This window comes from Paraburkholderia sp. RL18-101-BIB-B (assembly GCF_046026985.1).
GTDB lineage: Bacteria > Pseudomonadota > Gammaproteobacteria > Burkholderiales > Burkholderiaceae > Paraburkholderia.
The window spans coordinates 63,266-77,032 of record NZ_JARESV010000009.1; the positions used below are offsets into that span (position 1 = coordinate 63,266).

Sequence of the window (13,767 nt, forward strand, 5' to 3'; positions counted from 1 at the left end):
CAGCATGCACGCGCTCAAGCTGCCGGCCGCCGGGTCGAAGACACGTCAAGCGCGGCTGAAGAAGCCGCTCAAAAAGCGTTTTCCGTTCGCGGCGTGGCTGGCGCTGTTGCCGATGGTCCTTACCGTCGTTTTCGCCTATCTCGGCACGATGATCTGGACCGCGCGCGTGTCGCTCAGCAATTCGCGCACGTTTCCTTCCGGCGACTTCGCGGGCTTCACGCAATACGTGCGGCTCTTCCATAACGATCGCTGGCTGCTGTCGCTGCAAAACATCGTGATCTATGGCGCGTGCTTTATCGTGGCGTGCATGGTGATCGGTTTGCTGCTGGCGATCTTCATCGATCAGCGCGTGGTTGCCGAAGGCGCATTGCGCACAGTGTTTCTCTATCCGTACGCGATGTCGTTCGTGGCCACGGGACTCGTCTGGCAGTGGATCCTGAACCCGCAACTGGGCGCGCAGGCCGTGCTGCACAAGCTCGGTTTCGCGCACGCGCGCTTCGACTGGATCGTCGATCAGGACTGGGTGATCTACACCATCGTCATCGCGACGGTGTGGCAGGCCTCGGGTCTGGTGATGGCGTTATTGCTCGCGGGTTTGCGCGGCATCGACGACGAGTTGTGGAAGGCCGCGCGCATCGACGGCATTCCGCGCTGGCGTGTCTATGCCAGCATCGTCGTGCCTATGCTCGGGCCGTCGATCTCCACTGCTTTCGTGCTGCTGTTCGTGATGGTCGTGAAGCTCTACGACGCCGTGGTCGCGATGACGCAAGGCGGCCCCGGCACGGCGAGCGAAGTGCCGGCGAAGTTCATCATGGACTATCTGTTCGGCCGCGCCAACATCGGGCTTGCGTCGGCGGCGTCGATCGTGTTGCTGGCCACCGTGCTGGCGATTCTCGCGCCGTTCTTCTACGCCCGCAGCCGCGCGGCCTTGCGCAAGGAGGTGTGATGAACACGCTCAGTCCGCCGCTGAAAGGCGGCACGCCGGACCGCACGCGGCCGCGTCGCCGCCGCACTGCATTCACACCGGCGCGCCTCGGCGTCTACGCATTTTTGCTGACGGCCGCGCTGTTCTTTCTGCTGCCGCTCTACGTGATGCTCGTCACCTCGGTCAAGCCGATGAGCGAGATCCGCCTCGGCAATCTGCTGGCGTTCCCAGCGCATTTCACGCTCAGCGCGTGGGGCGCCGCGTGGCAGTCCGCGTGCACCGGACTCGATTGCAATGGCATTCAGGTCGGCTTCTGGAACTCGGTGCGCATCGTCGTGCCGAGCACGATTCTGTCGATCGCGATCGGCGCGGTGAACGGCTATGCGCTGTCGTTCTGGCGACCGCGCGGCGCCGGCCTGCTGTTCGGCGTGCTGCTGATGGGCGCGTTCATTCCCGTCCAGGTGATGGTCTATCCGCTCGTACGCGTGCTGGCGAGCGTGCATCTGTTCAGTTCGCTGCCGGGTATCGTGGTGATTCACACCATCTTCGGCATGCCGGTGATGACGCTGCTGTTTCGCAACTACTACGTGTCGATTCCGCAGGAGCTGTTCAAGGCGGCGCGCATCGACGGCGGCGGCTTCTGGCGTATCTTCGTGCAACTGATGCTGCCCATGTCCACGCCGATCATCGTGGTGGCGATCATCATGCAGGTGACGGGCATCTGGAACGACTTCATTCTCGGTCTCGTGTTCGCCGGCACCAAAAACCTGCCGATGACGGTGCAGCTGAACAACATCATCAATACGACGACCGGCGAGCGCCTCTATAACGTCAATATGGCGGCGACCATTCTGACCTCCATGGTGCCGCTCGCGGTGTACTTCGTTTCGGGCCGCTGGTTCGTGCGCGGCATTGCATCCGGCGCCGTCAAGGGATAGGGCAATGACAAACGTGGCTAATATGGCAAACGCCGTGGACATGGCGGGCGTGGCCGGCAGTTCCGATGCGGCGGACGCGGCGGGTCTCACGAATCCGGCCAACGTCGCCGTGCGCAATCTGACCATTCGGCTGGGCGCGAACACGGTGATCGAGAACCTCGATCTCGACGTGCGAGCCGGCGAATTCGTCGTGCTGCTCGGCCCGTCCGGCTGCGGCAAATCCACCTTGCTGCACAGCATTGCCGGATTGATCGACGTGACCGACGGCGCCATCGAAATTGCCGGCGAGGACATGACCTGGGCCGACCCGAAGGACCGGCGCATCGCGCTGGTGTTCCAGTCGTACGCGCTCTATCCGACCATGAGCGTGGAGCGCAACCTGTCGTTTGCCTTGCGCATCAACGGCACGCCGAAAGCGGAGATCGCGCGGCGCGTGGCGCGCGCCTCCGAGATGTTGCAACTCGGGCCGCTGCTCAAGCGCAAACCGGCGCAGCTTTCAGGCGGCCAACGGCAGCGGGTGGCGATCGGCCGGGCAATCGTGCGCGAAGCGGACGTGTTCCTGTTCGACGAGCCGCTCTCGAATCTCGACGCCAAATTGCGCACTGAACTGCGCCGCGAACTCAAGCAACTGCATCAGCGTTTGGGCGCGACGATGATCTACGTCACGCACGATCAGGTCGAGGCGATGACGCTCGCTACCCGCATGGCAGTGATGCGCGGCGGCGTGATCCAGCAGTTCGGCACGCCCGCCGAAGTCTACGCGCGCCCCGACAACCTTTTCGTCGCGACATTTCTGGGCACGCCCGCGATGAACCTGCTCAAGGGCACGCTTGAAGAACGCGAGGGCAGGGTCCACTTCAGCACCGGCCATTGGCGCCTCGACGTGTCTGCGTACCCGTTCAAGACCACGCCGGTCAACGGGTTGCCGTGCGTGCTCGGCGTTCGGGCCGAAGACGTGCGCTTGGCCGAGGGCGCGAGCGAACACGCAAAAGTTTCGCTGGTGGAGCCGATGGGCAACCACCGCGTCATCTGGCTCGACTATCATGGAGTGCAGGTCGCATCGATCGACCAGACGAAGACGCCGTTGGCGATAGGGGACACCGCGGCGTTCTCGTTCGACAGTACCCATGTCTCTCTGTTCGACGAAGCGGGCGGCGCGCGTTTGTAGCGCCGGCACGCGGCGTCACTGAAAATACAACATGCTTGACGGAGATCCGCGTGGCAACACTCAAAGATGTCGCGGCACTGGCCGGCGTGGGCATGTCGACCGCCTCGCGTGCCATTTCCGGTAAAGGACCCATCTCAGCCGATGCCGCCGCCCGTGTGAAGGCGGCCATCGAACAGTTGAACTTTCGTCCGTCTTCCATCGGCCGGGCCATGGCAACGCAGTCGCTCGGCATGGTCGGCATTTTCGTGCCGACTTTCTTCGGCTCCTATTACGGCACGATTCTCAAGCAGACGGATACCGAACTGCGCGCGGTGCGCCGTCACGTGGTGGTGGCGACGGGCTGCGGAGAAGTGTCGCCGCGCGAGCAGGCCATCGAGGCGGTGCGCTTTCTGATCGGCCGCGATTGCGACGGCGTGGTGGTGATCAGCCACGATCTGCACGACGAGGATCTGATCATGCTGCACCGCATGCACCCGAAAATGGTGTTTCTGAACCGCGCGTTCGATCAGTTGCCGGAAGCGTCGTTTTGCGCCGACCATCATCGTGGCGGCGAACTGGCGGCGCGCACGCTGCTCGATCACGGGCACCGCGACATCGCGGTGATTTCCGGGCCGTTTAGCGCCTCGGACAACCAGACGCGTCTGGAAGGCTTCTTTGCCGAACTGGCGCGCGAGGGCATTGCGCGCGACGACGTCACGCTGATCGAATCGGACTTCTCACCGGAAGGCGGCTACGCCGCCGCGCAAAAGCTGCTCGACGCGAAGCGTCCCTTCACCGGCGTGTTCTGCGCGAACGATACGATGGCCGTGAGCGCGTTGGCGCGTTTTCACCAGGCGGGCATTGCCATTCCCGACGAGGTCTCGGTGATCGGCTATGACGACGATTACTCGGCCGCTTATGCCGCGCCAGGGCTCACGTCGGTGCATATTCCGACTGCGGAACTGACGCAGAACGCCGTGCGCTGGCTGCTCAATCAGTGCTACCGGACCACTTGGGAGATTTTCCGTGAGTTTCCAGTGAGCGTGACGATGCGTGAGTCGGTGGGGCCGGCGCCGGGTGTGACGGCCGCCGCGATCGAGGCGGCGCGTTTGAGCCGTACGACGTAGCTGCGTCTCGCGAGGCGGCGAAGTGCCGCCCGCGGTTAGCGCTCAGGTGCCGCTGCGCAGCGACTGCTCGTAGCGCAGGCGCGCTTCTTCGTCGAGCCGTGTATCTTCCAGTTCCTGGAGCACGGCTTCGAGATCGATCGGCGTGGTGTCCAGTTCGACGCGGCCGGTCAACGCGGCGTCGACATGCAGCGCGCCTGCTTCGTAGAGCGACCAGATTTCCTTGCCGTAGGTGGTGTCCAGCAACGCGGGCGCGAAGCGGCCGAAATACGTGGCGAGGTTGTTGACGTCGCGCTCGAGCATGGCGGGCGCTTCGAGATTGCCGGCGGCGTCCACCGCTTGCGGCAGGTCGATGATGACCGGGCCGTCGGCGGCAAGCAGGATGTTGTACTCGGACAGGTCGCCGTGAATCATGCCGGCGCACAGCATGCGCACCACCTGGTTCACCAGCAGTGCGTGCAAGTCGAGCGCGCGTTCTTCCGTCAGCTCGACGTCGTTCAGACGCGGCGCGACATTGCCGTCGGCGTCGGTCACCAACTCCATCAGCAACACGCCGTCGGTGCAGATGAACGGCTGCGGCACGCGGACGCCCGCGTTGGCGAGCTGGAACAGCGCGTCGACTTCGGCGTTCTGCCAGGCCTGTTCCTGCACTTCGCGGCCATAGCGGCTGCCTTTTTCCATCGCGCGCTGCTGGCGGCTGTTCTTGACCTTGCGGCCTTCGCGATAGGACGCGGCCTGGCGGAAGCTGCGCTGCTTGGCGTCTTTGTAGACTTTCGCGCAGCGCGTGGCGTCGCCGCTGCGCACCACGTACACGGTGGCTTCCTTGCCGCTCATCAACTGGCAGATGACTTCGTCGATCAGGCCTTCTTCGACCAGCGGGAGCAGACGTTTCGGAGTTTTCATGGGACCGCCGAAGGGCGGCGGGCGGCGCGGCGGCGACAAGCGGCCGGTTGCGAGGGCAGATGATGCGGGATTCGGGTCATGCCGGATTATACGGGGAGACCGCGCGGAGCATGGAAAAGAGCCATGACGGGGGTCGCGAGTCGATCGCTTCTTGCCTGATGATTCCAATGCGCGCCCGAACCGCTAGAAGCGTTCGTCTAATTGCTGGGCGGTGAAAAGGAAGGCCGACTTTTCGATCGTGATGGGTGAATGAGCTCGCAACCGTTTGCGTATCGCACGCGCCGTCGAACATACGCTTCGCTACCGTTTGCGCCGCATTTTCTGCCGATATCCCGATGCGGACGATCGCGGGCTCACGCGAGATTGTTGTAGCTGCCGACACACTGATTTGCTGATTTCCAGCATTCAATTCGCATGGTGATCGCTTAAACTTGGCGGTAACAATATGTTACGGGGTGCGAGATGTTGGCCGTGTTCTTCATTGCCTGCCCGATCTGCATCGCCGCGTTGGTTGGTTTCGCGCGGCACGTGGATCTGGTGACGGGGCAATTCAAGCGTTGAATCTGTAAGTGGGTGATTTTCCGCAGCGCCATTGGGGCGCGTGATGCAGTGTTCTCTTTTCTTGAGCCGATCTCGCTACAAGTCTTGCCTTTGAGTGCCGAGTCGCGGCACGATGCGCGATAACCTGGATTAGGGCAGTATCGCGTATGCGAGATTTTCTGGCGAATATCACGGCGCGCGCCAGCGTGCTGAAGGGCGTTCTTCCCCTGAACCGCGCAGCGGCGGCGCGCGATGCGCTGGCCGGTGTGCAGCTTGCGTCGATGGATATTCCGCAAGTGCTGGGCTACGCGCGTATTGCGGGCATGCCGGCCGTCACGGGTCTGTACACGGTCTTTCTGCCGCTGATCGCGTTTGCGTTTTTCGGCGCTTCGCGGCACCTCGTCGTGGCCGCCGACTCCGCAACCGCCACCATCTTCGCAAGCCGGCTCTCCACCATGGCGCCGGCGGCGAGCGCTGAATATGCCGCGCTCGCCGCGATGGTCGCCTTGCTTACCGCTGCCTTGCTGTTCATCGCGCGGATTTTCAAACTGGGCTTTCTCGCCGACTTTCTGTCGCGTACCGTGCTGGTCGGCTTTCTCGCCGGCGTCGGCGTGCAGGTCGGCATTGCGATGCTCGGCGACATGTTCGGCTTGCCCGGGCACGCCGCGCGCAGCGTCGATCAGCTCGTGCTGGTGGTGCGCGAAGCCACCCAGGTCAATCGGCCGACGCTCGCCATTTCGCTGCTGGTGGTCGTCGCCATTCTGACGTTCAAGCGCTTCCTGCCACGCGTGCCGGTGCCGTTGATCGCGGTCGTGGCGGGTATCGCCGCGAGCGATCTCTATCATTTCCCGGCTCACGGTATCGCTGTGCTTGGCCCGGTGGCGGGCGGCTTGCCACCGCTGCGCATCCCGTCGGTGACATGGCAGCAGATGCTCGATTTGCTGCCCGTGGCGGCGTCCTGCTTCGTGATGATCGTCGCGCAAAGCGCCGCCGCGAGTCGCGTGTTCGCCGAGCGTCATCACGAGCCGGTGGATACCAACGCCGACCTGCTGGGCATTGCCGCGGCCAACACGGCGGCGGCGTTCTCGGGCGCCTTCGTGGTGAACGGCAGCCCGACGCAAACCGCCATGGCCGATCTCGCGGGCACGCGCAGCCAGTTCGCGCAGCTCGTGTTCGCGGCGGTGGTGGTCGCCGTGCTGCTGTTTTTCAGCCGCTTTCTGCAGTATCTGCCGCACTGCATTCTTGCCAGCATCGTGTTCACGATCGCCATCGGCCTGATCAATCTGAAGACCTTGTTTGCGATTCGCCGCGAGAGTCCAGGCGAATTCGCGCTGGCCGTGTTCACCGCGGCGGCGGTGGTGCTGATCGGCGTCGAGCACGGCATTCTGGTGGCGGTGGCGCTCTCGCTGCTGCGGCACGTGCGCCACAGCTACCGTCCGCATACGATGATTCTCGCCCCCGGCGACGACGGCGTGTGGGTGCCGGTGCCCGCCGTGCCCGGCATCCAGACCGCGCCGGGCCTGATCGTCTACCGCTTCGGCGCCGACCTGTTTTATGCGAACGACCACTTTTTCGTCGACGATGCGCGCCGCCTGATCGACGCAGCCCCCGGCAAGGTGCACTGCTTCGTGATCGACGCGAGCGCGATCACCGACCTCGACTATTCGGCCTCGCGTTCGATCGGCGAGTTGATCCAGACGTTGAAAAGCGAAGGCATCAAGGTGCTCTTCGCGCGCGTGAACCGCTATTTGCGCTCGGACATGGACCGGCACGGCATCACGCCGATCGTCGAGGAAACTTGCATTTTCAACACTTTGCACGAAGCGCTGCGCACGGCCGGCGTGGAGAAGCCCGACCGGCATGTGAAAGAGGCGACGTAAGCGCTGGTTTGCGCGAGGGTGGCGCGTGGCTTTTGGCGTTGCGCTTATTCGTCTGCGAAGAAATAGCCGATGAAGAAGCATGCGCCCGCGATGACCGCACCGAGCACGGCCACCGTATAAGCGAGCGCCGTGCCGTGCCACAGTCCGTCGAACCACTGATGAAGCTGCGCCATCAGCACCGCCGCATTGCCGCCGATACGCTGCAATTCGATCTGATAGCGCGGATCGGCGATGCTGTACAGGGAGACGGCGCTGTCCGGCGGCGGCGTGGTCGCATAGATGATCACGGCCAGAATCACACCGGTCACCAGCGCCGCGACGCCCGCCAGATAGAGCCGTTTCTGCCACGGCGAGCGTTGCGCTGCCGGGTTCACTTCGTTGCTGCCGCTCATCGTGTTCGTCTATCCGCTTCAATCGTCACGGCGACAGTATCGCAGAGCGGCGGGCGTTTCCAGGCGCGCTCAGGTTTTCGAAGTCAGCAGCTTGATGCCGGCAATGCCGAACATGATTGCGAGGGATCCGTCGAGCCAGCGGCGGATCGCCGAGTAGATGCGCCGTGCCGAAGCGGTCGAAAACAGCACCGCGTAGCTGCTGAACACCGATACGCCGATGCACATGCAGCCGAGCACCACCGGCGTGGTGTGCGAGGCGCCGCCGGCCGGCGACATGGCCAGCGAGACGATCGACAGCCAGACCAGAATCGCTTTCGGATTGGTGAGATGCAGCAGCAGGCCGCGCAGATAGAGGCGCTTGAGCGATTCGTCCTCGCGCGCGGTGCCCGTGGGCAGCGCCTTGGGACGAAACGCGGAGCGTGCCGATTTGAAGCCGAGCCACAGCAGATACAGGCCGCCGGCGATCTTGATCGCCACCAGACAGTCCGAATAAGTGGCGAGTACCGCCGACAAACCCAGCGACGCCAGCAGCGCCCAGAAGAACGAACCCGATACCACGCCGAGCGCGAAGGTCAACGCGCAGCGGCGGCCCGAGCTCATCGCCAGTGACATGATCGCGAGATTGCTCGGCCCCGGGCTCGCCGTACCGACGAAGTAGGCGCTGTAGGCGATCAAAACATCGGCGGTGAGGAAGGTGCTGGCGATCATGGGCTGGACCTCGGCGGCGGGCAAGGTGTGCGGCTGGGTGCGCACAGGGGTAAAGGCGCGAACGTCACGAAGCGTCGCGCGAACGGGGATTTTGCGCTCGGCAGGCCGAATCTCACAGATACAGTTGACTGTTCCGGCAACAGCACAATCACGCAGGCGCCTGCCGGCTCACGCACCCGCCGCCGCGCCGATGCAGTCGGCGAGCGCACCCGCCACCGCCTGCCGGCTATGCCGCGGGCGCTGCACGAGGCCGATCTCCCGCTGAAACGTCGCCTCGCCGAGTTCGAGCGCGACGACCCCGGCTGGCCACTTGCCGAGTCCCGCGCTATTCGGAAGCAGCGCCACGCCGATGCCGCGTGCGACCAGTTGCACGATCCCCTGCAATTCGTCCAGTTCGATCACGTCGTGCACGTTCAGCCGCGAGCGCCGCAGAAACCGGTCGACCAGCCTGCCGCCGAACGAGGTGCGGTCGTAGCGGATAAACGGCTCGCTGCGCAGCAGTTCGCGCCAGGACCGCGCCTCGCCCTTGCCGCGCGCGAGCGCCTTGGGCACGAGCAGCACGAACGGCTCGGTGACGAGCGTGCGCCATTCGAGTTCGGACGGCAGCGCGAAGGGCGGTTTGATGACGACGGCCAGATCCAGTTCGCCGGAGTCCACTTGCCCCAGCAAGCCCAGCGACACACCGGGCACGACGCGAATGCGCCAGCCGGGACGGTCGTCGCGAAAGCGCGCGAGCGCGTCGGCGAGAAACGACACTTGCGCGGACGCGATGGCACCCACCCGCAGCATGCCGCTTTCCGCCGCGACCGCGCCACGTTCGGAGAGCCGCGCGTAGAGCGTCATCATTTCCTCGGCGAGCGCGAGCGTTTCGCGGCCGGCGTCGTTGAGCGTGGCGGAGCGGCCGGTGCGGTCGAACAGCGCGAAGCCGAGTTCCTCTTCGAGCCGCTGCATCTGGGCGCTCACGGCGGATTGCGTCAAACCGATGCGCGCGCCCGCGCCGGAAAACGTGCCGTACTGACTCACGGCGATAAAAGTCTTGAGTTCGCTCAGCATGATCGATTGATCGATTTCGGTGATGGTGAGATCAAATATATATCGTTTTTCACCATTTTTAATCATGGTTAAACTTTGCCTCACGCGTGTGGCCTTCAAGGCGCATGCACGTTCAACCCAATTCCAATCAGCGAGTTTCCCCATCATGAGCGTTGCCGCTACCGCCTTGCCGCCGTTCCATCTGGCGTTCCCTGTTCATAGCCTTGCCGCCGCGCGCGAGTTTTACGGCGACCTGCTAGGCTGTCCGGAAGGACGCAGCTCGGACGCGTGGGTCGATTTCAATTTCTACGGTCATCAGATCGTCGCGCACCTCGCGCCCGAGGAAATTGGCCACCGCCACACCAGCAAGGTCGACGGCGACGCCGTGCCGGTCCGTCACTTCGGCGCGGTGCTCTCGATGGCGCAATGGCAGGCCGCCGCGGACAAGCTGCAGGCGGCCGGCATCGACTTCATCATCGAGCCGCACGTGCGCTTCAAGGGCGAAGTGGGCGAGCAGGCGACCATGTTCTTCCTCGACCCGTCGGGCAATGCGCTGGAATTCAAGGCCTTTGCGGATATGTCGGCGTTGTTTGCGAAGTAACGCTGGCAGCGACATGGCAAATCAGCCGTGATCGACTAAGCTTTCAATATGCGTGAAGTATTTGCTTCGCGCAAATCAATCGATGCGATGTTTCGTGATGCTCTCGCGTGACATCGCGTTGAACCGACGCCTCAACCTCGGCTATCTTCGCTCATCAAACGTTTGCTCTTCAGCAAACCGTCCCGCAGTTCAAGCACTGTTTTTCCTTACATTAGCCTTCCTGACAATTCCGCCATTTTCGCGCCATGCAGGCGTTGGTGCTACCGATCTAGCATAAGCGCTGATTCACCCATCCCTTACCTGCATTCATTCGGGCGCGTTTCATGTGGATCGTCAACGTTGCGCTTAAACGGCCATACACGTTCATCGTGATGGCCATTCTGATTTTGCTGGCGACGCCATTCGTGCTGTTGACCACACCGGTCGACGTGCTGCCGGAGATCAATATTCCGGTGGTCAGTATCATCTGGACCTACACGGGCTTGTCGGCCGAAGACATGGCCAACCGCATCACGTCGGTGAACGAGCGCAGTCTGACCACCACGGTCAACGACATCGAGCACATCGAATCGCAGTCGCTCGCGGGCATCACGATCCTGAAGGTGTTCCTGCAGCCGAATGCGAACATCCAGACCGCGATCGCGCAGACGGTGGCCGTCGAACAGGCGCAGGTCAAGCAGATGCCGCCAGGCGCGACGCCGCCGCTGGTGATCAGCTACTCGGCCTCCAGTATTCCGGTGATCCAGCTCGGCCTGTCGAGCCCGAAGCTCTCCGAACAGGCGCTCAACGACACGGCGCTGAACTTCCTGCGTCCGCAGCTCGTGACGATTCCCGGCGCGGCCGTGCCGTACCCCTACGGCGGTAAATCGCGGCTGATCTCGGTCGACCTGGACACGCGCGCGTTGCTCGCCAAAGGGCTGACGCCATCCGATGTGGTCAGCGCGTTCAACGCGCAAAACCTGATTCTGCCGACCGGCACGGCGAAGATCGGACCGAAGGAATACACGATCAACATGAACGGCTCGCCCGCCACGTTGGAAGGGCTCAACGATATTCCGGTGCGCACGCTCAACGGTGCGACGACGTATCTGCGCGAGGTCGCGCACGTGCGTGACGGCTACTCGCCGCAAACCAATATCGTGCGGCAGGACGGCCATCGCGGCGTGCTGATGTCGGTGCTCAAGAACGGCAGTGCGTCGACGCTTTCCATCGTCAATACGCTGCGCGGCCTGCTGCCGAACGCGCAAGCCGCCTTACCGCCGGATCTGAAGATCACCGCGCTATTCGATCAGTCGGTGTTCGTGAAAGCGGCGGTGCAGGGCGTGGTGCGCGAAGCGCTGGTCGCCGCCGCGCTGACCGCCGCGATGATTCTGCTGTTCCTCGGCAACTGGCGCAGCACCTGCATCATCGCGATCTCGATTCCGCTGTCGATCCTGTCCTCGCTGATCGCGCTGCATGCGCTCGGACAGACCATCAATATCATGACGCTCGGCGGTCTCGCGCTGGCGGTCGGGATTCTGGTGGACGATGCCACGGTGACGATCGAGAACATCGAACGGCATCTGCATATGGGCACGAATCTGCACGATGCGATTCTCGACGGCGCGGGCGAAATCGCGATTCCCGCGCTGGTGTCCACGCTATGTATCTGTATCGTGTTCGTGCCGATGTTCTTCCTGACCGGCGTGGCGCGTTATCTGTTCGTGCCGCTCGCCGAAGCCGTGGTGTTCGCGATGCTGGCTTCGTACGTTCTGTCGCGTACGCTGGTGCCGACCCTCGCGATGCTGCTGATGGGTCACGCGCACAAGCCGAAGCAGGGCGCGAAGCCGAATCTGTTCATGCGCCTCTATCACCGCTTCGATCGTGGTTTCGAGCGCATGCGCGCCGGCTACATCATGATTCTCAGCAGCTTGCTGGTGCGGCGTGGCATGTTCGGCAGCGTGTTCCTCGGCTTTTGCGTCGTCTCGATGGGCCTGATTTTCGCGCTCGGCGAAGACTTCTTCCCGAGCGTGGACGCCGGCGACATTCGCCTGCATATGCGTGCGCCGACCGGCACCCGCATCGAGGAAACCGCGCGTCTCGCCGACGAAGTCGAAAAAGTGATTCGCGAAGTCGTGCCGCAAAAAGAGCTCGGCACGATTCTCGACAACCTCGGTTTGCCCTATAGCGGCATCAATCTCTCGTACAGCAATGCGGGCACGATCGGTACGCTTGACGGCGAGATCCAGGTGGCGCTCAATGAAGATCACAAGCCCACGCAGATCTACATGGACAAACTGCGCGCGATCCTGCCGCAGCGTTTTCCGGGCGTCGAGTTTTTCTTTCAGCCCGCCGACATCGTCACGCAGATTCTCAACTTCGGCCTGCCTGCTGCCGTGGACGTGCAGATTTCCGGCGCGAATCAGGAGGGCAACTTCGACATTGCGCGCAAGCTGCTGAAACAGGTGCGCATGATTCCCGGCACGGTGGACACGCACATCCAGCAGAAACTGGATGAACCGGCGATCAATCTTCAGATGGATCGCACACGGCTTCAGCAACTCAATCTGAGCGCGAGCAACGTGGCGCAAAACGTGCTCATTTCGTTGTCGGGCAGTTCGCAAACCTCGCCGGGTTTCTGGTTCAACAATCGCAACGGCGTGGAATACAACGTGGCGGTGCAGACGCCGCAGTATCAGGTGTCTTCGATCGATGAGCTATTGCGCACACCGGTGTCGGGCTCGACCACCGGCCCGACGCAATTGCTCGGCAATCTGGTGCGGGTCACGCCGCGGACGCAGTTCGCGGAAGTCACGCATTACAACATCAGGCCGGTGATCGATCTGTATGTGAGCGTCGAGAAGCGCGATCTGGGCAGTGTGGCGAATCAGGTCGACAAGCTGGTGGACAACGTGCGTGCGTCGCTGCCGCGCGGCAGTCAGATTACCGTGCGCGGCCAGGTGCAGACCATGCGCAGTTCGTTCTTCGGTCTTGGGATCGGCGTGGCGATGGCGATCGTGCTGGTGTACCTGTTGATCGTGGTGAATTTCCAGTCGTGGGTCGATCCGCTGATCATCGTCAGCGCGTTGCCCGCGGCGTTGGCGGGCATTGTGTGGATGCTGTTTCTGACCGGCACGCACCTGAGTGTGCCGGCGTTGACGGGCGCGATCATGACCATGGGCGTGGCCACCGCCAACAGTATTCTGATGGTGGCGTTCGCGCGCCAGCGCCTTTCCGCCGGCGCACCGCCGTTGACCGCCGCGCTCGAAGCCGGTGCAAGCCGGATCAGGCCGGTGCTGATGACCGCCTTCGCGATGATCATCGGCATGATTCCGATGGCGCTCGGTCTCGGCGAAGGCGCCGAGCAGAATGCGCCGCTCGGCCGCGCGGTGATCGGCGGCTTGCTGTTCGCCACCGTGTCCACGCTGTTTTTCGTGCCGCTGGTGTTCGCGGCGATTCACTCCCGCCTTGCGCGCCGTCACCGCGACGATGGTGACGACGGCGACGTAAACCACAATGGTTCCCACGGCGACGGCCACGACGGCCCCGCGCCCGGGCACGGCGGCGCCGGCAAGCCCGCGTAAAGTTAAATGATGGC

General features: G+C 63.3%; 11 protein-coding genes. 7 read left to right on the forward strand and 4 right to left on the reverse strand.

What is annotated here, in order from left to right; translation table 11 throughout:
- The first annotated feature begins 4 nt into the window (after positions 1-4).
- From P0D73_RS15890 to P0D73_RS15905, 4 genes are read left to right on the forward strand one after another with little or no spacing between them, the layout of a single operon-like run.
- Positions 5-946 carry a carbohydrate ABC transporter permease gene (locus P0D73_RS15890; protein WP_132382447.1) on the forward strand — a complete coding sequence of 314 codons (942 nt, stop codon included), beginning with the start codon at positions 5-7 and terminating at the stop codon, positions 944-946.
- Positions 946-1,863, forward strand: coding sequence for a carbohydrate ABC transporter permease (locus P0D73_RS15895; RefSeq protein WP_408281748.1), 918 nt, complete (start codon positions 946-948; stop codon positions 1,861-1,863). Before P0D73_RS15890 ends, P0D73_RS15895 begins: the two co-directional genes overlap by 1 nt.
- A gap of 4 nt (positions 1,864-1,867) precedes the next feature.
- A complete protein-coding gene (locus P0D73_RS15900) occupies positions 1,868-3,031 on the forward strand; it encodes an ABC transporter ATP-binding protein (protein ID WP_408177089.1) in 1,164 nt (387 codons plus the stop codon).
- 50 nt (positions 3,032-3,081) lie between these two features.
- Positions 3,082-4,137, forward strand: coding sequence for a LacI family DNA-binding transcriptional regulator (locus P0D73_RS15905; protein ID WP_342960045.1), 1,056 nt, complete (start codon positions 3,082-3,084; stop codon positions 4,135-4,137).
- Between the two features lie 42 nt (positions 4,138-4,179).
- Here P0D73_RS15905 and P0D73_RS15910 read toward each other — a convergent pair whose 3' ends face one another.
- The gene (locus P0D73_RS15910) at positions 4,180-5,037 is read right to left on the reverse strand and encodes a PA4780 family RIO1-like protein kinase (RefSeq protein ID WP_132382451.1); all 858 of its coding nucleotides are present in this window, start codon (positions 5,035-5,037) and stop codon (positions 4,180-4,182) included.
- A gap of 707 nt (positions 5,038-5,744) precedes the next feature.
- Between P0D73_RS15910 and P0D73_RS15915 the strand changes: the two genes are divergently transcribed.
- Positions 5,745-7,457, forward strand: coding sequence for a SulP family inorganic anion transporter (locus P0D73_RS15915; protein WP_408431969.1), 1,713 nt, complete (start codon positions 5,745-5,747; stop codon positions 7,455-7,457).
- A gap of 44 nt (positions 7,458-7,501) precedes the next feature.
- On the opposite strand, the gene P0D73_RS15920 is transcribed toward P0D73_RS15915, so the two are convergent.
- The 3 genes from P0D73_RS15920 to P0D73_RS15930 all read right to left on the reverse strand — a co-directional run bounded on the left by P0D73_RS15920 (position 7,502) and on the right by P0D73_RS15930 (position 9,610).
- Complete coding sequence (locus P0D73_RS15920; protein ID WP_408431971.1) at positions 7,502-7,849, reverse strand: hypothetical protein; 348 nt, start codon at positions 7,847-7,849, stop codon at positions 7,502-7,504.
- A gap of 69 nt (positions 7,850-7,918) precedes the next feature.
- Positions 7,919-8,557, reverse strand: a complete 639-nt coding sequence (locus tag P0D73_RS15925; RefSeq protein WP_408177094.1) for a LysE family translocator — start codon at positions 8,555-8,557, stop codon at positions 7,919-7,921.
- A gap of 168 nt (positions 8,558-8,725) precedes the next feature.
- Entirely contained in the window at positions 8,726-9,610 is an 885-nt protein-coding gene (locus tag P0D73_RS15930; RefSeq protein ID WP_408177095.1) for a LysR family transcriptional regulator, read from the reverse strand.
- A 145-nt stretch (positions 9,611-9,755) separates the two neighbouring features.
- Between P0D73_RS15930 and P0D73_RS15935 the strand changes: the two genes are divergently transcribed.
- Together P0D73_RS15935 and P0D73_RS15940 are read left to right on the forward strand one after the other, a co-directional pair.
- Positions 9,756-10,190, forward strand: a complete 435-nt coding sequence (locus tag P0D73_RS15935; RefSeq protein ID WP_408431973.1) for a VOC family protein — start codon at positions 9,756-9,758, stop codon at positions 10,188-10,190.
- A gap of 323 nt (positions 10,191-10,513) precedes the next feature.
- A complete protein-coding gene (locus P0D73_RS15940; protein WP_408431975.1) occupies positions 10,514-13,753 on the forward strand; it encodes an efflux RND transporter permease subunit in 3,240 nt (1,079 codons plus the stop codon).
- The last annotated feature ends 14 nt before the right edge of the window (positions 13,754-13,767 follow it).